This window comes from Salinicola sp. V024, from assembly GCF_052645315.1.
Genome location: NZ_JBQXYB010000001.1, coordinates 126,294 through 149,491 on the forward strand (window position 1 = coordinate 126,294; position 23,198 = coordinate 149,491).

General features: G+C 61.1%; 18 protein-coding genes. 7 read left to right on the top strand and 11 right to left on the bottom strand.

Annotated features, from left to right (window positions below; translation table 11 throughout):
- Positions 1–124 precede the first annotated feature (124 nt).
- The 3 genes from ACUN9V_RS00575 to ACUN9V_RS00585 are packed head-to-tail and all read right to left on the bottom strand — an operon-like array spanning position 125 to position 5,064.
- A complete protein-coding gene (locus ACUN9V_RS00575) occupies positions 125–1,240 on the bottom strand; it encodes an ABC transporter permease (protein WP_445509946.1) in 1,116 nt (371 codons plus the stop codon).
- Positions 1,241–3,985, bottom strand: a complete 2,745-nt coding sequence (gene rbbA, locus ACUN9V_RS00580) for a ribosome-associated ATPase/putative transporter RbbA (protein ID WP_445509947.1) — start codon at positions 3,983–3,985, stop codon at positions 1,241–1,243. It abuts the gene before it with no gap.
- Positions 3,982–5,064: an HlyD family secretion protein gene (locus ACUN9V_RS00585; protein WP_445509948.1), complete on the bottom strand. Its 1,083-nt coding sequence runs from the start codon at positions 5,062–5,064 to the stop codon at positions 3,982–3,984. The genes rbbA and ACUN9V_RS00585 overlap by 4 nt, the downstream gene beginning before the upstream one ends.
- A 413-nt stretch (positions 5,065–5,477) precedes the next feature.
- On the opposite strand from ACUN9V_RS00585, the gene ACUN9V_RS00590 reads away from it, so the two are divergent.
- From ACUN9V_RS00590 to ACUN9V_RS00605, 4 genes are all read left to right on the top strand, one after another.
- Entirely contained in the window at positions 5,478–5,945 is a 468-nt protein-coding gene (locus ACUN9V_RS00590; RefSeq protein WP_445509949.1) for a universal stress protein, read from the top strand.
- Between the two features lie 187 nt (positions 5,946–6,132).
- Positions 6,133–8,694, top strand: a complete 2,562-nt coding sequence (gene glgP, locus ACUN9V_RS00595) for an alpha-glucan family phosphorylase (RefSeq protein ID WP_445509950.1) — start codon at positions 6,133–6,135, stop codon at positions 8,692–8,694.
- A 221-nt stretch (positions 8,695–8,915) separates the two neighbouring features.
- Complete coding sequence (glnE, locus tag ACUN9V_RS00600; RefSeq protein WP_445509951.1) at positions 8,916–11,879, top strand: bifunctional [glutamate--ammonia ligase]-adenylyl-L-tyrosine phosphorylase/[glutamate--ammonia-ligase] adenylyltransferase; 2,964 nt, start codon at positions 8,916–8,918, stop codon at positions 11,877–11,879.
- A gap of 68 nt (positions 11,880–11,947) precedes the next feature.
- Positions 11,948–12,565 carry a YrbL family protein gene (locus ACUN9V_RS00605; RefSeq protein ID WP_445509952.1) on the top strand — a complete coding sequence of 206 codons (618 nt, stop codon included), beginning with the start codon at positions 11,948–11,950 and terminating at the stop codon, positions 12,563–12,565.
- A 12-nt stretch (positions 12,566–12,577) separates the two neighbouring features.
- Here the strand turns inward: ACUN9V_RS00605 and trhO are convergent, their stop codons facing one another.
- From trhO to ACUN9V_RS00630, 5 genes are all read right to left on the bottom strand, one after another.
- Positions 12,578–13,525 carry an oxygen-dependent tRNA uridine(34) hydroxylase TrhO gene (gene trhO, locus ACUN9V_RS00610; protein WP_445509953.1) on the bottom strand — a complete coding sequence of 316 codons (948 nt, stop codon included), beginning with the start codon at positions 13,523–13,525 and terminating at the stop codon, positions 12,578–12,580.
- A 280-nt stretch (positions 13,526–13,805) separates the two neighbouring features.
- A complete protein-coding gene (locus tag ACUN9V_RS00615) occupies positions 13,806–14,732 on the bottom strand; it encodes an ornithine cyclodeaminase family protein (RefSeq protein WP_445509954.1) in 927 nt (308 codons plus the stop codon).
- A gap of 95 nt (positions 14,733–14,827) precedes the next feature.
- Positions 14,828–15,475: an FMN-binding negative transcriptional regulator gene (locus ACUN9V_RS00620; protein WP_445509955.1), complete on the bottom strand. Its 648-nt coding sequence runs from the start codon at positions 15,473–15,475 to the stop codon at positions 14,828–14,830.
- A 2-nt stretch (positions 15,476–15,477) separates the two neighbouring features.
- Positions 15,478–16,218 carry a GNAT family N-acetyltransferase gene (locus ACUN9V_RS00625; RefSeq protein ID WP_445509956.1) on the bottom strand — a complete coding sequence of 247 codons (741 nt, stop codon included), beginning with the start codon at positions 16,216–16,218 and terminating at the stop codon, positions 15,478–15,480.
- A gap of 4 nt (positions 16,219–16,222) precedes the next feature.
- The gene (locus ACUN9V_RS00630; RefSeq protein WP_445509957.1) at positions 16,223–16,669 is read right to left on the bottom strand and encodes a GNAT family N-acetyltransferase; all 447 of its coding nucleotides are present in this window, start codon (positions 16,667–16,669) and stop codon (positions 16,223–16,225) included.
- A 152-nt stretch (positions 16,670–16,821) separates the two neighbouring features.
- Here ACUN9V_RS00630 and pdxR point away from each other — a divergent pair, with 152 nt between their 5' ends.
- Positions 16,822–18,336: a MocR-like pyridoxine biosynthesis transcription factor PdxR gene (gene pdxR, locus ACUN9V_RS00635; protein WP_445510354.1), complete on the top strand. Its 1,515-nt coding sequence runs from the start codon at positions 16,822–16,824 to the stop codon at positions 18,334–18,336.
- Positions 18,337–18,363: 27 nt separating this feature from the next.
- On the opposite strand, the gene ACUN9V_RS00640 is transcribed toward pdxR, so the two are convergent.
- Together ACUN9V_RS00640 and ACUN9V_RS00645 are read right to left on the bottom strand one after the other, a co-directional pair.
- Entirely contained in the window at positions 18,364–19,740 is a 1,377-nt protein-coding gene (locus ACUN9V_RS00640; RefSeq protein WP_445509958.1) for a mechanosensitive ion channel family protein, read from the bottom strand.
- A 157-nt stretch (positions 19,741–19,897) separates the two neighbouring features.
- Positions 19,898–20,416, bottom strand: coding sequence for a YchJ family protein (locus ACUN9V_RS00645; protein ID WP_445509959.1), 519 nt, complete (start codon positions 20,414–20,416; stop codon positions 19,898–19,900).
- Positions 20,417–20,569: 153 nt separating this feature from the next.
- On the opposite strand from ACUN9V_RS00645, the gene ACUN9V_RS00650 reads away from it, so the two are divergent.
- Complete coding sequence (locus ACUN9V_RS00650; protein WP_075562886.1) at positions 20,570–21,283, top strand: DUF3581 family protein; 714 nt, start codon at positions 20,570–20,572, stop codon at positions 21,281–21,283.
- A 198-nt stretch (positions 21,284–21,481) separates the two neighbouring features.
- On the top strand, positions 21,482–22,354 hold the full coding sequence (locus tag ACUN9V_RS00655) for an ion transporter (protein ID WP_445509960.1): 873 nt from the start codon (positions 21,482–21,484) through the stop codon (positions 22,352–22,354).
- A gap of 368 nt (positions 22,355–22,722) precedes the next feature.
- Here the strand turns inward: ACUN9V_RS00655 and ACUN9V_RS00660 are convergent, their stop codons facing one another.
- The gene (locus ACUN9V_RS00660) at positions 22,723–23,169 is read right to left on the bottom strand and encodes a PAS domain-containing protein (protein WP_445509961.1); all 447 of its coding nucleotides are present in this window, start codon (positions 23,167–23,169) and stop codon (positions 22,723–22,725) included.
- Between the last annotated feature and the right edge of the window lie 29 nt (positions 23,170–23,198).

Here is a 23,198-nt window from a genome sequence, read left to right on the forward strand (position 1 = left end):
TATCTGTCTTACAGGATGTGCCGATGGGCCCGAGCCGAGTTGACCCAAGTCAAATTTATGCAATCGAGCCGGCCACAGCTGTTGTCCGTCTACCTGGCGGCATGACGGTATTTCGGAATACCGGTCACTGCAATGACTTGCGTAGCCGTGCCAGCGCAGCGAGGAAAAACACGGCCCCGATGGCGCCTAATACAAGCAGTTGTGGCCAGACAATCATGATCCCGGCTCCCCGAAATAGAATCGCCTGGGCCAGTTCAACAAAATGCGTTGTGGGGGCCACCTGCATGATGTTCTGGACGATATCGGGCATGCTCTCGCGTGGAGTCACGCCTCCGGAAAGAACCTGCAGAGGCAATAGCGTGAGCACGATCAGTAGCCCCAGCTGAGGCATCGATCTGGCCAGGGTGCCGAAAAAGATGCCCATCGAGGTGGTGGCGAACAGGTGCAGCGCGGCGCCGCAGAGAAACAGCGAAATCGATCCTTCGATCGGCACCTCTAGCCAGCCCTCGACCACAAAGCTCAAGGCGAGGGCCGACGCCAGCAGCACCACCAACCCCATCGACCAGACCTTGGCCGACATGATCTCGAATGGCGTCACCGGCATGACCAACAGGTGCTCGATGGTGCCGTGCTCGCGCTCCCGTATCAGCGCGGCGCCGGTGAGAATGATCGAGAGCATGGTGATCTGATTGATCACTTCGTTAACCGCGCCGAACCAGGCGCGTATCAGGTTCGGGTTGAACTCCATATGGACCACTGCGGCAACCGGTAGTGTCGTGGCACTGCGATAGTGCTGGATAAACTCCGCCACCTCGTCGTTGATGATTTGCTGGATATGCCCAGCGCCGGTGAAGGCTTGACTGACCTGGGTCGCATCGACATTGAGTTGAATCGATGGAGTACGCTCGGCCAGCAGGTTTTTTTGGAAATTCGGCGGGATATCCAGAGTGAAAGTATACAAGCCGGCGTCCATGCCGCTGTCCATCTGAACCTGGTCAATGGCTTTAGGCGGGAGAAAATAGGGCATCTGAAAGGCACTGATGATGCGTGTTGACGCTTGTGACTGGTCCTCGTCGATTACGCCGATAGTGGCGCGATATGGTGCCTCTGGCACACCGGTGGCACTGGAATAGATACCCAGGGTGAAGGCATAAAATATCAGCAGCAGCAGCGCCGGATCGCGGTAAAGGCTGCGCAGTTCCTTGATGCCCAATTGCAGGATATTGGAGAGTTTTCGCATCTATTTCTCCTGCTTCTTGAGACCGAAAACGCTGAGCAGGGTCAAGACGGGAATGGCCAACAGCAGAGGCATGAAATAGAGGTATAGATCGGTCAATCCCAGCGCCTTGGAGAAGGTCCCCCGACTGATGGTCAGGAAGTGCGTCGTTGGGTAGATATTGCCGATGAAGGCGCCTACACCCTCCATCGCGGACACAGGGTGGATCAGCCCGGAGAACTGCACGGCAGGTACGAGGGTGGCGATGGCAGTGCCGAAGATCGCGGCAATCTGGCTGTTGAGGATCGACGAGATCAACAGTCCCAGGCCGGTCGCGCAGATCACGTAGATCAGCGCAGCCAGGGTCAGCGTCAGCAGGCTGCCCTTGACGGGCACGCCGAAGACCAGCACCGCCAACGCCACCATCAGGGAAAAATTGATCATGCCCAGACCGATATAGGGCAACTGCTTGCCGAGCAGAAACTCCAGGCGAGTGACAGGGGTGACATAGAAATTGATGATTGAGCCGAGTTCTTTTTCGCGCACCACGCCAAGAGCGGTGAGCATTGCCGGTATCAGCATGAGCAGCAGCGGGATCGTCGCCGGGACCATGGCCGGCAAGCTTTGCACGTCAGGGTTGTAACGGTAGCGCACGGCGATATCGACCTGACTGACAGCCCTTGACTGGGTGTCTTCTCGCGCCAACTGCTGCAGGTAGCCCTGGTGGATGCCTTGGACATAACCCCTGACGGTGTCCGCACGCGTTGGCATGGCGCCGTCTACCCAGAAGCCCACCTCAGGCGTGCGGTTGCCCTTGAGATCGCTACCGAAATTCGGCGGAATTTCCACTGCCAGGCTAATGGCACCGCTGCGCATGCGTTGCTCGAGATCGGTGTAGTCACGCAGCGGCGCCTGCTCCTTGAAATAGCGGGAGCCGGCGATATCCAGTGTGTAGGCCTGGCTGGTGGTGGTCTGATCGCGGTCGAGCACTGCGTAGTTCAGGTCCTCCACATCAAGACTGATGCCATAACCCATGATGAACATCAACATCACGGTTCCGAGCAACGCCAGGGTGGCTCGAATCGGGTCGCGGCGTAGCTCCATGGATTCGCGCAGGCTATAGCTGAGCAGGCGGCGCAGGCTGAAGCGCGCTCTTAAAGCGTCGGCATCAGGAGCCGACGACGACGGTGCCTGTGGCGTGGCCTCCGTGGCTTCGACCTCATCGCCGGAGACGGCATCCTGCAGGTAGGCGATAAAGGTTTCTTCCAGGGTCGGCAGGCCGCGCTTGGCCATCAGCTCCTGGGGCGTGTCGCTGTCCAGTACGCGGCCGGCGTGCATCATCGACATGCGGTCGCAGCGCAGTGCCTCGTTCATGAAATGGGTGGAGATGAAGATGGTGACCCCATCTTCGCGCGACAGCTGGATCAATAGCGCCCAAAAGCCGTCTCGGGCCACCGGGTCGACCCCGGAGGTAGGCTCGTCGAGGATCAATATTTCCGGCTTATGGATCACCGCCACTGCCAGCGACAGGCGCTGGCGGACCCCCAGGGGGAGGTCGTTGGGCTGGCTATCGGCAACCGTTTCGAGATCGAAACGCTCGAACATCTCCTGGATGCGCGCATCACGCTGATCGTCCGCAAGGTGAAACAGGCGGGCGTGTAACATGAGATTCTGGCGTACGCTCAGCTCGCCGTACAGTGAGAAGGCCTGGGACATGAAGCCTACCCGTCGCCGGGTCTCGATATCATCGGGATCCACGGGCTGACCAAACAGCAATGCCTGGCCTTCGCTGGCGGGCAGCAGGCCGGTGAGCATCTTCATGGTTGTGGTTTTGCCACAGCCGTTGGAACCGAGAAAGCCGAAGATTTCGCCGCGCTCGATACGAAAGCTGACCCGGTCCACAGCGACGAAGTCGCCGAAACGACAGGTCAGGTCATGTGCCTCGATGGCGATCGTCACCTCGCTGCCCGCCTGCTGCCGGGGCGGGATCACCAGAGCATGGTACCCGCGACGCTTTTCTTCGGGCAGCAGGGCGATGAACGCCGACTCCAGGTCGTTGCTGCTGGTGCGCTCGAGGAGTTCGTTCGGGATGCCGGTCGCGAGGATTTTGCCGGCGTCCATGGCCACCAGCCAGTCGAAGCGTTGTGCTTCATCCATATACGCGGTAGCCACCAAGACACTCATGGTCGGTCGATCACCGCGAATGCGGGCGATCAGGGCCCAGAACTGGCTACGTGCCAGCGGATCGACGCCGGTGGTGGGTTCGTCGAGTATCAGTAGATCGGGGTCATGGATCAGCGCGCAGCAAAGCCCGAGTTTCTGCTTCATTCCGCCGGACAACTTGCCCGCCGGGCGCTTGGTGAAGGAGGCGAGCCCGGTGCTTTTCACCAGGTCGGCGATACGACGCTTGCGCTCGGCCTCGTCCTGGCCGAACAGGCGGCCGAAGAAGTCCAGGTTCTCGAATACCGTCAGCGTCGGATAGAGATTCTTGCCCAGACCTTGGGGCATATAGGCGATGCGCGGGCAGATCTCTCGGCGATGATGGCGGTCGGCCATATCCCCATTGAGCACCTGGATCTGTCCTTGCTGGAGCTTGCGTGCGCCAGCCAGCAAGGCCATCAGACTGGATTTGCCGACGCCATCCGGGCCGATCAAGCCGACCATGCAGCTGGCCGGTATGTCGAGGCTCAAGTCATCCAGTGCACAGATGTTGCCGTAGTGCAGGCTGACCCCTTTGATTTGCGCGACGGGTGGCGAGGTCTCGTTCATGGCGTGACGTTGACTTGCAGCTGCGCAGGCCATTCGGCGTCAGGATCGAGTTTCAAGTAGGCCATGCCGGGCAGGCCGGTCTTGACCTGTTCGAGATGCTGTTTCAGCAATTCGGGGTCGATTCTCGCTTTGACCCGGAACATGAGTTTTTCGCGCTCGCTTTGCGTTTCCACCGTCTTCGGGGTGAACTGCGCGACACTTGCTACATAGCTGACTTTGGCGGGAATGACATACTGCGCTGCGGCATCTATCACCAGGCGTACATCGGCACCGAGGGCGACGCGGCCCGCCTGACGCTCGGGCAGGAAGAAGGTCATATAGACATCGGACAGGTCCACCAGATTGAGGACCTTGCCGCCGGCCCCGAGTACTTCGCCGGGTTGTGCCACGCGGTACTGGACTCGGGCCAGGCGGTCAGTCTTCAGCTCGCTGTCGGTGATATCGGCCTGCAGTCGGGTGACGGCTGCATTGGCCGCGTCGACGGCGGATTTCGCCTCGATCACCTGGGATTTCGCCGCAGCGATCGCGGCTTGTGCCGAAAGCACCTGTGAACGTGCCGCAGCCAGCCCCGCCTGGGCGCTTTGCAGGGTAGCCAGGTCATCGTCGAGTTGCTGACGGGCCATGACGTTGCGAGTGACCAAGGTTTCGGTACGCTGATAATGCTTCTGCGCAGCGGTGAGTTCGGCGCGTCGCTGATTGACCACGGCCTCGGCAGTGGTTTTTTCGCTTTCCCGCTGGGTGACCAGGGCCTGGGCGGTGAGGATAGCGTTTTGCGCCTGTTGCACCTCTGCCCTGGCCTGCTTGAGTTGCGCTGCCAGCACATCGGTGTCCATGTGCGCGATGACTTGTCCAGGCTGGACGAAGTCGCCCTCATCGACGTTGATGTCCAGAATTCTGCCGGCTGCCTTGGTCGCGACATCGATCTCGGTTGCCTCGATGCGGCCATTGCCACTGGCGAAACCTTCGCCGAGTTCGCTGGGTTGCAGTAGCCACCACGCCAGCCCGCCGGCTGACAACACGATCGCCAGCACGGCCACGAGACGGTATCTGGAGAGAGGCTTTTTGAGTTTCAGCTGCATCTGAGGTCATCCCGTTCGACTGGCAGGAAAGATCGTCATCGTCGATGCGGTGGCGTCGAGCGAATGAGGCTAGTTATCGTGAATAACCTCTGTTACTTCAGAATAACGGTGAAAGCTGACGGCAGATTGACCTGGATCAAACTGTGTCAATGCATTCAAAAGGAAGATTATGTGTCAGTCAGGAGAGGCGTAGAGATCTGAGAGGTCAGATATAGTGAACCGATGTGGGTAGTGCTTCTTTCAACAGTAATGGCAGGTGTCCTGCGTCTTTCTCCGCGGGATTTTTCAATGATGTTGATCAGGATCAAGTTGAAAAATGGCCGTAAAGTTACTGTGCTGTCTTCTTAGGGGTTACATCAACAACTCCCGGATCGGTTCTCGCTGATGGGTTATTGAAAGGTTGAGGTTGACTCATGTTCAGGTCGCTGCTTGTGCCGGTCGATGGCTCGATTCACGCCCGCAAGGCTTTACGTATTGCCTGCCGGCTGATTTCGCCCAATCTGGGAATACTTTATCTATTGAACGTGCAAGACCCGTCATCCTTTTTGCCTGATATGACTGTGAATGATATTCAGGCCTCTCGGCGGAATATTCTTGTCAGGAGGTCTGAGAAGGCTGGCCGCGAGATACTCGAGAAGGCGATGGATACGATGCCCCCTCACCAGGGCGAGGTACACACACTGGTCGGCCTCGGCCCACCCAGTATTGTGATCGTTGAGGAAGCCAAACGCTTGGGTGTCATCGCCATCGTGATGGGGAGCCGGGGGATCAGTGATTGCAGAGGGCTGCTGGTAGGTAGTGTTTCGCATCGGGTCAGTCATACGGCGGAATGCATGGTCATCAATGTCCATGAACCCGTGGTAGGCTCGGCTGTTGCTTGACGGGCCATCTTTACCATGTTTGGAGAGCTATCGTATTCCCCGCATCGGGTGAGCGAGGCGATGCAGATCGGAGTTCTATCAGGGGCGGCCGCATCGCTCTCCGGAGTCATGATGTCGCTGCAAGGCGGAAGCTGTATCGACGAAGCATGCCACCTGCCCCGGTATCCATCACGGGAGAAAGGCATTCATGGTATCACCGAAGGAGTTGCGGACAGCGGATCTCGAAGGTTTCGATAACCTGGCTGAGCTGGCACTGGACCTGAGTTGGTCCTGGAATCATGCCACTGACCAGATATGGCGCACGCTGGACGCCACGCTCTGGGAGCTGACTCAGAACCCTTGGGCAATAATGCAAACCGTGTCACGGGAACGGCTCCAGGAAGCGCTGGCGGATACGGCCTTCTGCGAGCAACTGCACGCCTTGCAGCGCTCCCGCTGTGACATGAATGAGGCGCCGGGCTGGTTTCAGCAGACGGCGCCTCTGGAGCCTCTGAACGGCGTTGCCTACTTCAGTATGGAGTTCATGCTCAGCGAGGCGCTGCCCATCTACTCGGGCGGATTGGGCAATGTCGCCGGCGATCATCTCAAGGCAGCCAGCGATCTCGGTGTTCCGGTCATGGGTGTGGGACTGCTTTATCAGCAGGGTTATTTTCGCCAGATAATCGACCCCCAAGGGCAGCAGCAGGCGCTCTATCCCTACAATGATCCTGGGCAACTGCCTATCACCCCGCTACGTACTCCGGACGGTGAATGGTTACGACTCGAGATTGTACTGCCCGGCTATTCGGTCTGGTTACGCGCCTGGCAGGCCCGGGTGGGTAGTGTGAATCTCTACCTGCTTGACAGTAACGATGCCGCCAACTACCCCGCCCACCGTGGCATCACCAGCGAGCTTTATGGCGGTGGGACTGAGCTGCGGCTGAAACAGGAACTGCTCCTGGGTATTGGTGGTTGGCGTCTGCTCGAGGCACTGGGTCTGGAGCCGGATGTCTGTCATCTCAACGAGGGCCATGCCGCCTTGGCCGTATTGGAGCGGGCTCGCAGTTACATGCAAAAGAGTGGTGACACCTTCGACGTCGCCCTGGCGATAACGCGCGCCGGAAATTTATTCACCACGCATACGGCCGTCGCCGCTGGTTTCGATCTGTTTGCGCCTGCGCTCATCGAACAATATCTGGGTCATTATGTCGTGCAACAACTCGGCATTACCGTGCAAGAATTGCTCGCACTCGGCCGCCAGGACCCGGATGACAGCGCAGAACCATTCAACATGGCTTACCTGGCCTGTCGTGGTAGTGGCGCAGTCAATGGTGTCAGTCGCTTGCACGCCAGGGTGAGCCGACACATTTTTCAGCCCCTGTTTCCGCGCTGGTCCACACCGGAAATTCCGGTTGGTCATGTGACCAACGGTGTGCATATGCCGAGCTGGGACTCGGCGGCAGCGGACAAGTTGTGGACCCAGGCTTGCGGCAAGGCGCGCTGGTTAGGCTCCACCGAGGAGCTGACGTCGACCATTCGCCAGGTCTCCGACGACCACCTCTGGCAGTTTCGCATGGCTGCCAGTCAGGCGCTGGTTAGCGACACGCGGCAGCGATTGAGCCGGCAAATGGCGGCCTCGGGGGCGCCCCCAGAGACCGTCGAGAGCGTTGCACATCTATTCGATCCGCATATATTGACGCTGGGGTTTGCGCGACGCTTTGCCGCCTACAAGCGACCGAACCTGCTGCTGCATGACCCGGATCGACTGCTGCGATTGTTGACGCATCGTGACCGTCCTCTGCAGCTCATCATCGCCGGCAAGGCCCATCCCGCGGATCAGGGTGGCCAGGCACTCATTCAAGACTGGATACGCTTTATACAGAGACCCGAAGCCCGGCCGCATGTGGTCTTTCTCGCTGATTACGACATGCGCCTGACCGAGCGTCTGGTGCAGGGTGTGGACGTCTGGCTCAACACCCCGCGTCGCCCATGGGAGGCCTGCGGTACCAGCGGCATGAAGGTACTGGTCAATGGCGGACTCAATCTTTCCGAACTGGATGGCTGGTGGGCAGAAGCGTATAGCCCGGATGTCGGGTGGGCGCTGGGTGACGGCCGCGAGCATGATGACGATTCTGCTCAGGATGCCAGCGAAGCCGAGGCACTCTACGAGTTACTGGAACACGAGGTCATACCGGCATTCTATGCGCGAGACGAATTCGGCATCCCCGGCGCCTGGGTGGCACGAATGCGGGAGAGCATGGCGCGACTGACGCCGCAATTCTCCACCAATCGCTCGCTGAGGGAGTACACCGAGCAGTACTACTGTCCGGCAGCACGGGCTTACCACCGGCGGACCGCCAATTCCGGTGCGCTGGGCAAGCGGATTGTCGCCTGGCATAGTCATCTGGATCAGCACTGGCCTTCACTGCGGATTGAAGCAGTCTCTTTCGAGACCCGCGGCGAATGGCATCACTTCGAAGCGCGAATCCCTCTCGGTGGATTGGGGCGCGGTGAGATACGCGCAGAACTCTATGCCGACGGTGGCCGGGAAGGCACACTCTTTTGCCAGACGATGAGTTGCATTGAGATGCCTGCCGGCGCCGCGGAGGTTGCGATCTATCGCACCGCCGTACCCGCTACCCGCGCCGCCGAGGATTTTACGGTACGTCTGCGACCCAATCTCGAGGAGGGCGGGGCGGGCGACGTTCTCGAGATAAAGGCGGGCGACGTTCTTGAGATCGAAGAAGTGCGGATATTGTGGCAGAGGTGATCCGATCGTGAGGGTTCTGCTGAGCGTCGAGAAAAAGGGCCGCTGGCGACGGCGATGCTTCCCGCAGCGCCGAATGGACGTGGCTGTCTGCACTCCTGACGTTGTGTGAATATGCGAGCCCGCACAGCGTGACGACTAGGCCGGGCAGGTACGGTTGATTGCTTCCTTGGGCGGGATTTTCGCTATGCTGTGTGCCTCTGACTAGCCGCCTGGAGCCCCAGATGTCGTTACCCGAGTCCTGGTTTGCCGAAATGGACATTCCCGTTGCGCTGGAGACTGCCTGGCGTGAGGCCAGGATGAGACTCGGCGAGGGGCTCGAATCTTGTGCCGGTGATGAGTCGATCACCGAGGCCTGGCTGTCGCTGGATGAGACACGCCGGCAGGAAATGGCGCGCCTGGTACTGCTATCGGACTTTGCGTTGGATGCGCTGAGCATGAGGCCCGCGCTGCTACCTGCCTTGCTTCACACGCAGGAGCTGGAGACCGCCCCCAGCCGGCCCCAGATCGAAGACGCGCTGCGCGAGATGCTGGCCCAGGCGGGGAGCGAGGAAGATCTCCACAGAGCGTTGCGCCGCTTTCGCCAGGCCCGGATGCTCGGCATCGTGTGGCGGGATCTCAACGGTGCCGAAATGTGGCAAACCGCTGCGGACGTTTCCGGGCTCGCCGAGGTTTGCCTCGAAGGCGCGTTGGGCTGGCTCGAGACGCATCTGGCGCCGCGCTGGGGTAAGCCGGCCGCACGCGGAGACGGTACACCTCAGCGTCTGATCGTGCTGGGGATGGGCAAGCTCGGTGCCGGCGAACTCAATCTCTCCTCGGATATCGACCTGATCTTCGCCTTTGCGGAGAAGGGCACCACCCAGGGCGGCGAGCGTGAATACGAGCATCAGCAGTACTTCACCAAGCTGGGCCAGAAACTGATCGCCGCGTTGGACGCGATCACGGCCGACGGTTTCGTGTTCCGGGTCGACATGCGCCTGCGCCCCATGGGTGACGGCGGGCCGCTGGTGGGCAACTTCAACGCCCTGACCGGGTATTACCAGGATCAGGGGCGTGAATGGGAACGCTTCGCCATGCTCAAGGCGCGTCCCGTGGCCGGCGATCTGAACGCCGGGCGGCAACTGCTGGATCTCCTCAGCCCCTTCATCTATCGCAAGTATCTGGATTTCGGCGCGATCGAATCGCTGCGCGAAATGAAGGCGATGATTCACCGCGAGGTCAAACGGCTCGGCCGGGACGACAATATCAAGCTGGGCCGCGGCGGGATTCGCGAGGTCGAGTTCGTGGTCCAGGCCTTTCAATTGATTCGCGGCGGTCGGGATACCGAACTCCAGATTCCCTCGCTGCGCGATGCCATGAAACAGCTGGTGAGTCTCGAACTGCTGCCCCAGCCGGTGGTGGACGAGCTGCGTGGCGATTACGAGTTTCTGCGCAATCTCGAGCATGCGCTGCAGGCGCAGCAGGACCGTCAGACCCAGCAGCTGCCGAGTGATTCCGAGAATCAGGCGAGGTTGGCGATGGCGATGCGGATGCCGGACTGGACGTCTCTGAGAGAAGCGCTGCACCAGTGTCGAGAGCGGATTCGAGGCCATTTCGATGCGGTTGTCGCCGACCCGGATGACGAATCGCAAACAGCCGACGACGAGTCGAACGAGGGCGATGCGGTCTGGCATCAGCTGTGGCACGGGGAGATGGACGACGCTGAAGCCGAGCGGGTGATGGCGGCGGCGGGTTACGATCTGCCCGAGGCGCTGCGTCGGCTCAAGGCCTTTCGCGACTCTCGCGGCGTGCAGGCGATGCAGCGCATCGGCTACGAGCGCCTCGAAGCGGTCATGCCGATGTTGCTGCAGGCCGCCGCCGATAGCGAGACCCCGACGACGGCACTGGAGCGGGTTTTGCCGCTGATCGAAGCGGTCCTGCGCCGCACCGCCTATCTCTCGCTACTACGCGAAAACCCGCAGGTACTGCCTTCGCTGATCCGGCTGTGTGCGGCGAGCCCGTGGATCGCCGAACAGCTGGCGCGTCATCCGATTCTTCTCGATGAGCTGCTGACACCCGCGACGCTCTATTCGCCGGCCGACAAGCAGCGGCTGGCGGACGAGCTGCGCCAGACCCTGGCACGAATCCCTGAAGACGACGAGGAGGGCTGGCTGGAAGCGATGCGGGTGTTCAAGCAGACCCAGGTACTGCGTGTCGCCGCTTCCGATATTGCCGGTGGGCGCGTGCTGATGAAGGTCAGCGATTATCTGACCGCGATCGCCGAGGTGGTGCTGGACAGTGTGCTGCAGATGGCCTGGCGCTCGCTGACGGCAAGGTTCGGTCAACCGAAACCGCGAGACGGTAGCGACGAGGCCGCCTTCCTGGTCGTCGGTTACGGCAAGCTGGGCGGCATCGAGCTGGGCTACGGCTCCGATCTCGATCTGGTATTCCTCTACGATGCGGCGCCCCGCGGCGTCACCGACGGCGCCAAGTCGATCGACAACCTGATGTTCTTCACCCGGCTGGGACAGCGCATCATCCATCTACTCAGCGTTACCACGCCCAGTGGAACGCTGTATGAGGTCGACATGCGACTGCGACCCTCGGGTAACGCCGGGTTGCTGGTCTCCTCGTTACAGGCCTTTGCCGAGTACCAGCGCAAAGACGCCTGGATCTGGGAACATCAGGCGCTGGTTCGCGCCCGGGCCGTGGCGGGAGACAGGGCGCTGGGAGAGCGCTTCGAAGCCGTTCGGCGGGAGGTGCTGGGGCGGGAGCGCGACTGTGACGAACTGCGTCGCGAAGTCGTCAGGATGCGGCTGAAAATGCGCGAACATCTCGGTAGCGGTGGCGATGCGCGCGAGGCAGGGCAGTTCCATCTCAAGCAGGATGCCGGCGGTCTGGTCGATATCGAATTCATGAATCAGTACGCGGTGCTGGCGCTGTCGGCACGGACCCCCGAACTGCTCGAGGTCACCGACAACATGCGGCTGATGGATGCGCTGGCCGAGAGCGGGACGCTTTCCGAGCAGGACGCCCGCGACCTGCAGGCCGCCTATCTGGCATACCGCGATGCCAGCCACCGCGCTTCGCTGGCCAAGCGTGGCAGCCTGGTATCGTCGGAAGGGTTTGCCGATCATCGCGAGCATATCCTGACGCTATGGCAGCACTGGATGGAGCCGGAAGCAGAATCCGAGACAAACGATCAATGAAAACAGCGTTTGCTTACGCTAATATTAACGGGTCATGACGTCTTAATGGCGGTTGGGAGTGGCCCGCAATGTATCGACTCGCCTGTAACGACGAAATCGCCCACGGCAACGACCGGGCGATCTACCGGCATCCGGATCATCCCGAGCGCTGTATCAAGGTGGCGCGCTTTCCCGAGCGTGGCAGCCATCAGAACGAGCGCGAAAAGGGCTACTTCGACATTTTGAAGCAGCGTGGCGTGGACGATTGGCGTTACGTCCCGGAATATTTCGGAACGCTGGAAACGGATATGGGCGAGGGTCTGGTCTTCGACCTGATCACCGACGCCGATGGCGAAATCTCTGCCACGATTCGACAGTATCGTCAGCGCGAGGACATGGCCTGGCTCGAGTCCCAGGCGTTCCGGGACGAGCTTCAGCGGCTCTATCTCTACCTGCGTGACAACTGGATCGTGCCCTCCGATATCAATGACCGCAATATCGTATGTCAGCGCCGGGCAGACGGTACCCGGCGGCTGTGGCTGATCGACGGCGTGTCCAATCCCGACTTCATGCCCCTGGCCAATATGTGGCCGTGGTTTGCGCGCCAGAAGATCGATCGACGCATGAAGCGGTTCTTCGCCAAGCTGGCCCGCGTCGGCCTTCTGCCCGAGTCCGATAGGGAGGAGCTGGCCCGCAGCGCGCAGTGATCTTCGGCGGAGTCAATTCTCAGTGGTCTCGCGCGGATTGCGTCCGAGCGGATGCGGCTGATTGCGTGCCTTGGCCAGTTCGATCTGCTTCTGACGCTCGCGGGCGCCGGCACGGGTCTTTTCCGGTAGCGAGTCCCAGCAGTGAGGGCAACTGATACCCGGCGAATAGCGCTCGGAGGCCTGATCCTCGGTGGAGATCGGCATTCGGCAGGCGTGGCACTGCTCGAATTCACCCTCGCTCAGATCGTGGCGAACGGTAACCCGGTTGTCGAACACGAAACAGTCGCCGCGCCAGCGCGTCTGGGCTTCCGGCACCTTCTCCAGATAGCTGAGGATGCCGCCCTTGAGGTGGAACACTTCCTCGAAACCCTCGTCGAGCATGAAGCTCGAGGCTTTCTCGCAGCGAATGCCGCCGGTGCAGAACATTGCCACTTTCTTGTGACGACTGGGATCGTAGTGCGCTCTGACGTATTCCGGAAACTCGCGGAACGATTTGGTTCTGGGATCGACGGCGCCCTCGAAGCTACCGATTGCCACCTCGTAGTCGTTACGCGTGTCGATCACCAGCACTTCGGGGTCATCGATCAAATCGTTCCACTGTTCCGGCTCGACGTAGGTGCCGACGCGCCGATTGGGGTCGATGCCGTCGACGCCGAGCGTGACGATCTCGCGCTTGAGTTTGACCTTGGTGCGATAGAACGGATGCGCTTCGCAGCAGGACTCCTTGTGCTCGAGCGCCGCGAAGCGCGGGTCACGCTTGAGCCAGTCGAGCAGCGCATCGATATCCGCCCGCGTCCCGGAAACCGTACCGTTGATACCTTCAAAGGCGAGCAGCAGCGTGCCCTTGACGTCGAGACGTTTCATCTCGTTCAGCAGCGGCTCGCGCAGGGCTTCGAAATCGTCCAGCGTGACGAATTGATACAACGCCGCGACGACGATCGGTTGATCGTGTGATGACATGCAGGACTCCTGGTAGTCGCCCTCGCAAAGGGCGGACCGGGTTGATAAAGAGGGCGCGGTCATGGGCGCCCCTGAAAAGTAGGGTGCGGTCACGGGCGCCTTGGACATTTCCTGGCGCGGTCACGGGCGCCCCTGGAAAGTAGGGCGCGGTCACGGGCGCCTTGGACATTTCCTGGCGCGGTTACGGGCGCCTTGGTAATGAACGGCTGCATTTTACGCCCCTGACTGAGGGCGTTCCAGTGGTGCCCGTCTTCAGGAGCATAAGGTAACGCCGCAGCCGTTAGCGCATCGTCTCGGCGATATAACGCGCGATCATCAGGTCGAGATGCGCGCCGCCGCCATTCTTGAATACCGTGATGTCGCTCGCCTCCTGGCGGCCGGCCTGGCCGCCGAGCAGATCGTAGAAATCGCCGAGAACGTCTCGTTCGGAGATGGCGCCACTGGCCAGAGGAATCTTCAGTTCCCCGATATGGCCCATCGTCGTCTCGCGGCTATCTACAAACAGTCGACCCTTTTGCAGCAGGGCATCGTCCGCCTCGCGCATGTCGGCCTTGAACGCCCCGATCAGATCGACATGGGTTCCGGGCCGTATCCACTCGCCCAGAATCAGGGGGGCACGCGCCATGGTCGCGCTGGAGATGATATCCGCCGATCGGGCGGCGGTTTCCAGATCGGTCACCGCGGTGACGTTCAGGTCACGATGAATGCAGGTTTCGGCGAGTGCCACGGCTTTGTCATGAGTGCGATTCCACACGCTGATGCGCTCGAGCTCGGGAAACAGCGCGGTGTAGGCGTCGATCAGGCTCGCCGCGACCCTACCCGCGCCGCAAATCAGCAGATGACGGCTGTCCGGTCGGGCAAGCGAAAGCGCCCCCAGCACGGAATCGCTGGCCGTCTTGATCTCGGTGACCAGCCGGCTTTCGATGATCGCCTTCAGCTGGCCATCATCGGGCGCGAAATAGAGCATGGCGCCTTGCACGGTATCCAGACCGCGGGCGGCATTGCCGTCGAAGACGGTGACTGCCTTGACGCCGTAGCCAAAGCCGGGGATGAAACACGAACGGTTGAGCAGTGTCTTGTCGCCGGGGCCGAGAAAAGCGTCGGCGATCTCTGGCCGGGCGGCGTGATGGCCCTGTTGGAGGGCATCGACGGCCTTGGCCCAACTAAGGTGCTCGCGGGCTTCGGCGTAGGTGATCTGTCGAACCATGGGGCAAAATCCTTGGAGTCTGTCGCGGTCTACAACGCCAACAAAAATCTGCCGGGACCGAGCCGCGAGAATCATTCAAACGCTGAGATTAGACTTCAGTCGATTCCGCTCAAGCAGCGCGAGTCTGCGTCATCGTAGCCGTATTCGTCGCGCAATCCTCTCCGGATCGCTTCGCGCTCCTCCAGCGGTTTGTGCTGGCTCGCCTTGCGCTTGCCTTCCAGCCGTTCGATCGTGAGTTCCACGCCGAGGATAGCTCGGCACATCTTGTCGATAAAATCCGCTGGTGCGTCATCGACCGCCCAGGGCGTTTCACGATTACGCTCGAAACGCGTGGTCAGTTCCGTGACCAGCGCTTTCAGCCACTCGGCATCGTCGACCAGTCGAAGCTGACAGTGGGCATGCACGACCTGGTAGTTCCACGTCGGCACGACCCTGCCGTGCTCGCGTTTGGCCGGATACCAGCTCGGCGTGATGTACGCCTGCGGTCCGTGGAAGATGGCCAAGGCCGAACGCGTGTGCGAGGCGTTCTTCAATTCGTGGGCGAGCGGATTGCCCCGGGCGATATGTCCCAGCAGTTTGGCTGGCGTCGACTCGTCGCTGGCCGGCTCGAACAACAGAGGAAGATGGTCGGCGATTAGTTTGCCGTCATGACTCTGGGTCACCAGCGTCGCGAACGGCGACTCGTCGATGGCCACCTGCAATGCTTCACCATCGTCGAGGCGGAACTGGCTTGGCTGGTGCATGCTCAGAGATCCGCCTGGGTCAGTTCGGCGGTCATGTTCGAAAGCGACCGGCGCTGGCGGCCGTCGATATCGAAATTCTCCGCTGACAGCCACTGTTCGTGACAGCGGCGAATCGCCGGCCACTCTTCGTCGATGATCGAGAACCAGGCCGTATCGCGATTGCGACCGTTGACCACGCGATGCTGGCGAAATAGGCCCTCGAAGCGGAAACCCAGGCGTTCGGCGGCGCGCCGCGAGGGTGCGTTCAAGGCGTCGCATTTCCACTCCACGCGGCGGTAGCCGAGCTCGAAGGCGTAACGGATCATCAGCATCAACGCTTCGCTGGAGATCGGCGTGCGCGCCATACGCGGCGAGAAACTGAGATGGCCGATCTCGAGGCTACCGTCGGTCGGCACGATGCGCAGATAGGTCGCCATGCCGACGGCCCGATCATCCGCCGGATCGATAATGGCGTAGCAGCGTGGGTCATTGCCTGCGGTCATCGTCTCCAGCCAGCGTCGACAGCCGGCTTCGTCGTCGAACCTGCGGCCGCCGAGATAGGTCCAGCGCGCCTTGGCCTCGTGATCGTTGGAGATGGCAGGATCCGGCATTTGCCACGCCGGCCACAGCGCTGACGCATGAAGTGCGGGATCCAGCGGTTCCAGGCGGCAGAAGCGGCCTTGCAGCGCGACGGCATCTGGCAGCGAAGGGGGCCGCCAGTTTTCGATATCCGCGCCGACCGGTTGGCCATAGTCGTTGGTCATGACATCAAACGCTCAATAGATAGGTATGGAACGACTCGTCCCGCTGCCAGCCGAGCGCCTGATATCGAGACTGGGCGGCGACGTTGTCGGTCTGTGTGCGCAGCATCAGCTGGGGCACGTCGTGCTCGGCTGCCAGATTTCTGGCGGCCTGCAGCAGCGCGCTGCCGGTGCCGGCTCGGCGGGCCTCGGGGACGACGAAAAGATCGTTGAGTATCCAGCGTGAACCGAGTGAGGTGGTCGAGGGCACGGGGAACAACTGAACGAATCCGACGGCCGAGCCGCCGTCATCCAGCGCGATCAGTAGCTGCGCGTCTTGCCGTTCGAAGCGCTGGAGCAGAAAGCGCCTTGCGCCTTCCGGGTCGCTGGGTTGTCGGTAGAACTGGCGATAGCCGTCGACCAGCGGCGCGAGGTCGTCGATATCTTCGGGCTTGGCGACACGAATGGTGGGCATATCGGGCTCTTTTGGCAGTGACGTGGCGTAACATCAGTCTGGCACCATACTGGTTCCTCGGTAAGGTCCAGTTGGCGCGGTAATATGGGAACCAGTAGTGAAGTAGCCCGCGGAGGAAACCCGTGACCAATCACCCAGTGATCAGTCAATCAATGAAGATAGAGCCAGCAACACCCTCTCATGCCCGTCGACTCTGGATCATCGACGCGCTGGCGATGCAACTCGCCTCGCCGTCGACGCGGACCTTGAGCCAGCGGCTCTATCAATCGCTGCGAGACTGGATTCAGCAAGGTCAGCTCGGCGCCGGCAGCGCACTGCCTTCGTCGCGCCAGTTGGCCCGTGAACTCGGACTCGGGCGTAACACCGTGCTGGCCGCCGTCGACCGGCTCACGGCCGAGGGCTTCGTGGAAACCCGCCAGGGCGCGGGGGTTTTCGTCGCCGCGTGGCAATCGGGGAGCGGCGCTGAGGCAATACCGGCGTCCACTGCTGTCGCCGTCACTCAAGAACTCTCCGATCGGGGTCAGCGCATTCTCGATTTCAGCGGCGTGTTGAGCAATCGCCATACCGCCTTCGCACCGGGTGTGCCGGCGCTGGACCAGTTTCCGCGTGAGCGCTGGCAGCGCTTGCTGCGTCGGCACTACCAGCGAGCACCGGTCGAATGGCACGACTACCAGCACCAGGGTGGCGTCCCGGCGTTACGCGAAGCGCTGTGTGATTATCTGCGGCTGTCGCGCTCGGTTCGTTGCCGGCCCCAACAGATTCTGATCACCCAGGGCGCCCAGCAGGGCTTCGAACTGATCGCCCGACTGCTTGCCGATGCCGGCGACGCAGTGTGGGTGGAAGAGCCCGGCTACGGCGGTGCGCAGTCCTGCTTCGTGGCGGCCGGTCTGAATCCCATACCGCTGGCGGTGGACGAGGACGGCGCGAACGTGAATCGCGTACCGGACGGGACGCCAGCGCCGCGGTTGATCTACGTCACGCCTTCGCATCAATACCCCAGCGGGGTAACGCTGACCTTGCCGCGGCGGATGGCGTTGCTCGAAGCCGCTTCCCGCCACGGGGCCTGGATCATCGAGGATGACTACGACAGCGAGTTTCGCTACGCCAGTGCGCCGATCGCGTCGCTGCAGGGGCTCGTCGACAACGCGCCGGTGATCTACGTCGGCACGTTCAGCAAGGTGCTGTATCCGGGGTTGCGGCTCGGCTATCTGGTACTGCCCGACGCGCTGGTCGAGCCGTTCACGCGCGCCAATGCGCGACTCCACCGGGAAGGTCAGTACGTGGCGCAGGCGGCACTGGCGGCCTTCATCGCCGAGGGGCACTTCGTGCGTCACGTTTCGCGAATGCGCGAACTCTACCGCTGGCGGCAGGCGAAGTTACGCGAGGCGCTGGCTCCGGCCGTCGCACGCGGGCTCGTGCTGTCGGCAGGGCAGGCGGGGATGCATCTGGTCGCCGAGCTGGAGAGTGTCGAGCTCGAAACCGAGCTGGTCGCACGGGGACGGGAAGCCGGGATTCTGCTCTCGCCGCTCTCGCGTTATTACCTGAAACCACCCGCGAAAGCCGGTCTGGTACTGGGTTATGCCGGCGCCACGGATGCCGAGATCGCTACGGCCGGGCACTGGCTATGCAGCGCCTGGCGCGAACTGGGCGCCCCGGACAGAGATTGATCCGGGGCTTGTCGGCGGGAACCGGCGTCAGGCGTCGCCTTCTCCGTCCCCATCGGTATCGCTGGGGCCAGGGGCGGTTCGGCGGTTGCCTTCCTGAGATTGTCGAGCCGTGCGTGACGACGCGCCCTGGCGAGTGCGCCGCTGTTCGCTCTCGTATTCGGCGTCCTGACACTCGACGTTTTCACTTTCGACGTCGTCACGCCTAGCGCTGTCGTTGCGGGAGTCGTCTTGCTCGGCGCGGTCTTTTTCACTCTCCTCTTTTTCAGCGCTCTCTTTTTCGAAACTCCCTTTTTCAATGCCTTCGGGTAAATAGATGCGGGAGGCCGGGATAGCCAGTTCCGCGCCCCGTTCATCGATGATGTCGCGGATCTTCAAGAGGATTCCCTGCTTGATCTCGTGAAAGCGTTGCCAATCCGTCTCGTGGGTGAAGGCGTAGACAATGATATCCAGCGAGTACTGGCCGAAGGTAGCGAAGTTGACCGTGATCAGCTCGTCCTGATCGATCTCCTCATGCTTCAGCAGCATGTTGCGGATATCCCGGGCGACGTTCTCGACGGCGCCGATGTCCTGGTAGCGGAGGCTAATGGTTTCCCACAGGCGACGGCTGACCATTCGCGTTGGCGTTTCCACCGAAATCTGACTGAACCAGGCGTTGGGCACGTAGAGCGGTGGCCCGGCGAAGGTCCGGACGGTGGTGAGGCGCCAGCCGATATCCTCGACGATGCCCTCGATCTGGCGCTCTGGAGAGCGGATCCAGTCGCCGACCACGAACGGCTTGTCCAGGTGAACCACCATGCCGCCGAAGAAATTGGCGATGACGTCCCGCGCGGCAAAGCCAATCACCAGGCCGCCGAAGCCGCCCATGGCCAGAATGCTCGACATCGATACGCCCAGAATCTGCAGCCCGATCAATAGCAGCGTGACGATCATCACGGCGCCGACGATCTTGGTCAGGGCCGACGCTGAGGTGGGGTCGACCGGTTTGGCGTGACAGTTGCCCGGCGGAAACACTAGTCGCTGTTCGAGACGCCGGAAAAGTCGGATGCCGCCCCAGGCAACCAGCAATAGCGTGATCAGAGCGCCAAGCCTGGAGAGTACGGTGGTGAGGCGCTCGATCCCGAAATGTTCACCGACCACGCCCAGACTGACCATCAGTGCGGTGGCCCAGACCCACCAGCGCAGCGGAAGGCGCAATCCGTGCAAGATGGGGTCATCCCAGCGACGCGGCGAATCGCGCAGGCGGCGCTCCATCCGGTTGAGCACGAAATGTAGTGCGATATCGATGATGACCGCCGCCAGCATTATCAGGGCCGGGAATACGATCCAGCCGGGGATATGGAGCCACTGACCCAGTTCGGTCTGAAGGCTGGAAAGAAGGTTCGTGGCGCTATCGGAAATGTTCATGCACCTGCTTTTGATGTCGGGGGATTGGCGCGCGGCGGCGCGGCTGAATGACTCACCGTATCGAGTGGCTGGCAAGGCTTCGGTTCGGGAAAAGCGTAGCGGGCCATCAGCATGTGTTCCACAGTGATGGTCGTTTCGTCGCGCTGGCGAAACTGGATCAGCGCAGGCAGCAGCGTTTGGCCTTTTTTCCACTACCACAAGGGCAAGGCGCATTGCGTGAAACGGGGGCGCCGTCGGCCGGCGGCTCTATGATACCGTCGAGGTAACGCCAGAGTCCCCGGTGCCGACGGAAACGGGAGCGCTCGTGAAGCACCTGAGGCGCGGAGAGCGCCGCCGCCGTGACCGGACGGAAATGCGCCTTGAATTCGACCACGCCCTTGGCGCCATGCGCGTGAGCCTCGATGATCTCGAGCCCCAGCCAATGGCTATCCCGTACATCGAGCTGCGCCTCCGTCAAAGCCGAGTCGCGACTATGGGGATCCCAGGTGGCGAGGAGATAGGCGCCCAGGCCGCCGAGCGCAAAAGCGCTGTAGCGCGAACGCATCAGGGCCTCCGGCGTCGGCGCGGCGGCTTCTCCGAGATGGTAGATCGCGCAACAGTGAGCGTAGCTGAGCGCGCTGCCGCAGGGGCATGAGCGGGAACTATCGCTTTCCGGGGCTGTGGTTGGAACCTTCATTTAAGTAAACTACGCTATCGTTTGTCGCTAAATGTTAATGGTACGCTGTGCTTTGCTCGGACATGTGGTAAAAGAGCGGCGCCTAGAATACCAATGAATACCGACGCCAAGCCATTTCATCGCCAAGTCATTCGACATGTGGGTCGACCACCTATGTTTCTCGACGAGTTTCACTCTACCGCCGCCGACGGTTTCTGTATCACGGCAGCGCAGGCCAGTCAGTTCGCGCGCCGGATCGCGGGAGATTACAACCCGATCCATGACCCCTGCGCGCGCCGCTTCTGCGTACCCGGGGATCTACTGTTCGCCCTGGTGCTTTCTCGCTACGGTCTGTCCCAGCACATGACGTTCCATTTCTGCGGGATGGTGGGTGATAGCGTGTCGTTGCAGTTCGTCGAGGACGATGCCGGTACCGTCAGCGTCGTCGATCAGGTCGGCAAGCAGTACCTGAGCGTCAAGCGCAGCGGCTGGACGATTCGCGATCCGGCGACCGTCGAGACGTTCACTCGACGTTACGTGGCGTTTTCCGGGCGCAATTTCCCGCACTACCTGAAGCCACTTCTGGAAGAGAAGGGCGTCATGTTCAATCCCCGGCGGCCGCTGGTGATCTATGACAGCATGGGCTTTTCGTTGAAGGACCATGACCCCTGCGATCTAGACCTGGATTTCGCCGGAGCCAATCTGGATGTCAAGGGCAAGCGTGGCGAGGCCCATCTCGAATTCCGCATGAGCTGCAATGGGCGCGATGTGGGGATCGGCTCCAAGAAGCTGGTCATCAGCGGCCTGCAGGAGTACGACGCGGAGAAGATGGATACGTTCGTGACCAACTTCGCCCAGATGAAGGCCGCTAATCCCTGTTCGGCATAAGCTGCGGCCGAGATATGCTTCCCGCTCGTCATCGAGACTCGCGAAGCGGGATGTGAAGGCTCAGCTCAGCGATCTCGCCTGACGATCCAGTGCCGGAATAACGAGCTCGCGATTCGCGTCCGGGCGTTTCTTCCGCTGATAATGCCATTCTCGTCCGATGGCCATCAGGCCTTGTCGTTTACGTGAATGAGGCAGGCCATGAAGGAACACGTTACCCCTTTTCAGTTCTTCAACCTGGCACTCTCCTTCTACGTGCTGGGTGCGATGCTGGCCGAGATATTTTTCGATCTGCCGGCGGATATGCTTCAGCTGTTCGATTACCTGGACTATGTCGTCTGTTTCTTCTTCTTCATCGACTTCTGCCAGCGGTTCTATCGCGCACCCAGCAAATGGCGCTACATGCGCTGGGGATGGTTGGATCTACTGGCGTGCATCCCCGCCGGGTGGTTTCAGGCGGCGCGTCTGGCGCGCATGGTTCAGATCATTCGTGTGCTGCGCGCCCTGCGTTCCTTGGAACTGATCTGGCAACTGCTGTTTCGCAATCGTGCCGAGGGCGTTCTGGCCTCGGTGGCAACGGCGACCGTTTTGCTGGTGGTGTTGGCGGCGATGACGGTGCTGATGGTGGAAACCCCCAATCCGGCAAGTCCCATCAATACCGCCGAAGAAGCGCTTTGGTGGGCGGTGGTGACGGTCACCACCGTCGGTTATGGAGACTACTATCCGATTACGACGATGGGCCGGATCGTCGCCGTACTGCTGATGGTCTGCGGGGTGGGGCTGTTCGGTAGCTTCGCAGCGTACGTCAGTTCGCTGTTCGTTGAAGATCAGGGCGAATCGGAGTCGCGGCAGCACAAGGCGAACCGGCGCATGATGCGACACATGATCGAGCAGGTGAGCGAGCTACAGGTCGAGATCGAGTCGCTGCGCCGAGAACTGCAGGATCATCGGCGGGAATTGGCCGATCGCCATCCACGTGCCGAGCCCGAAGAGGATGAAGGGACCACGGCTGGAAGCCGGAGCGCCGAGGATGAGAAACCCGATCGGCGAGGAGGGGAACCAGAACAGCGATAGAGTTCCGCGATGCGATGGAGCCAGGCGGTGGATGATAGAGCTAGGCGATGGATGATAGGGCCAGGCGGTGGATGATAGCGCCATGCGATGGAGATGATCGTTAAATTGCATTGCCGGAAAAACATGAGGGTGCTAATCTGTATTCATCGAATGGATAGCTTCTGTAGCAGTCGTTCGAGTCGCGTCTTAGATGTATCTCCTAGTAACACCCCGCCTCGCCCGCGCATCCCCCCTCTTGCGCGGGCTTTTTTTTGCTTTTCTCCCGGAATGAAAATGTCTGCCTGACCCGGTTCATGCTGCCGTAACCCGATCGATTCCGTCAGCATCTGTCGCCGCGGCATCACGGCGAGGTACGAGGGTGGGGTTCCTTAAACGGTGTCACGCTCCGTCTTCAGGAGTTCGAGCTCCTGCAAGGCATCCATCAGCCCCGAGACGTCTTTCTGCACCCCGACAAAATAGGTGAGCGCATCTTCATCGTCGTAAACCGGGGTGATCGACAACTCGTTCCAGAACGCACTGCCATCCTTGCGGTAATTGCGCAGGACCTCACGGCACGATTTACCCTCCCGCAGCGCAGCGCGAACCCGGTCAATGCCCGGTTGATCACGATCGCCGTTCTGGAGGAAGCGGCAATCGCGGTAGAGAATCTCGTCGACGCTGTAACCTGTCAGCCTTTCGAAGCCTTCATTGGCGTAGATCAGAATGTTTTCGTCGCCTTCCTGCTCGGCCACCACGATGCCGTCATCCGAGGCATTGACGATGCGCTCCAATAGCGCCGGGTTGATCAGGGGTGCGTGTTTATGAGTACTGGCCATCCTTGCCTCCAGGCTGGGCATTCGACGGA

Coding starts and splice junctions, on each gene's coding strand:
- ACUN9V_RS00575 (WP_445509946.1), bottom strand. CDS start 1,240: ATGCGAAAACTCTCCAATATCCTGCAATTGGGCATCAAGGAACTGCGC.
- ACUN9V_RS00655 (WP_445509960.1), top strand. CDS start 21,482: ATGAAGGAACACGTTACCCCTTTTCAGTTCTTCAACCTGGCACTCTCC.
- ACUN9V_RS00590 (WP_445509949.1), top strand. CDS start 5,478: ATGTTCAGGTCGCTGCTTGTGCCGGTCGATGGCTCGATTCACGCCCGC.
- ACUN9V_RS00650 (WP_075562886.1), top strand. CDS start 20,570: ATGTTTCTCGACGAGTTTCACTCTACCGCCGCCGACGGTTTCTGTATC.
- glnE (WP_445509951.1), top strand. CDS start 8,916: ATGTCGTTACCCGAGTCCTGGTTTGCCGAAATGGACATTCCCGTTGCG.
- ACUN9V_RS00645 (WP_445509959.1), bottom strand. CDS start 20,416: ATGAAGGTTCCAACCACAGCCCCGGAAAGCGATAGTTCCCGCTCATGC.
- ACUN9V_RS00660 (WP_445509961.1), bottom strand. CDS start 23,169: ATGGCCAGTACTCATAAACACGCACCCCTGATCAACCCGGCGCTATTG.
- glgP (WP_445509950.1), top strand. CDS start 6,133: ATGGTATCACCGAAGGAGTTGCGGACAGCGGATCTCGAAGGTTTCGAT.
- pdxR (WP_445510354.1), top strand. CDS start 16,822: ATGAAGATAGAGCCAGCAACACCCTCTCATGCCCGTCGACTCTGGATC.
- ACUN9V_RS00615 (WP_445509954.1), bottom strand. CDS start 14,732: ATGGTTCGACAGATCACCTACGCCGAAGCCCGCGAGCACCTTAGTTGG.
- trhO (WP_445509953.1), bottom strand. CDS start 13,525: ATGTCATCACACGATCAACCGATCGTCGTCGCGGCGTTGTATCAATTC.
- ACUN9V_RS00630 (WP_445509957.1), bottom strand. CDS start 16,669: ATGCCCACCATTCGTGTCGCCAAGCCCGAAGATATCGACGACCTCGCG.
- ACUN9V_RS00625 (WP_445509956.1), bottom strand. CDS start 16,218: ATGACCAACGACTATGGCCAACCGGTCGGCGCGGATATCGAAAACTGG.
- ACUN9V_RS00620 (WP_445509955.1), bottom strand. CDS start 15,475: ATGCACCAGCCAAGCCAGTTCCGCCTCGACGATGGTGAAGCATTGCAG.
- ACUN9V_RS00585 (WP_445509948.1), bottom strand. CDS start 5,064: ATGCAGCTGAAACTCAAAAAGCCTCTCTCCAGATACCGTCTCGTGGCC.
- rbbA (WP_445509947.1), bottom strand. CDS start 3,985: ATGAACGAGACCTCGCCACCCGTCGCGCAAATCAAAGGGGTCAGCCTG.
- ACUN9V_RS00640 (WP_445509958.1), bottom strand. CDS start 19,740: ATGAACATTTCCGATAGCGCCACGAACCTTCTTTCCAGCCTTCAGACC.
- ACUN9V_RS00605 (WP_445509952.1), top strand. CDS start 11,948: ATGTATCGACTCGCCTGTAACGACGAAATCGCCCACGGCAACGACCGG.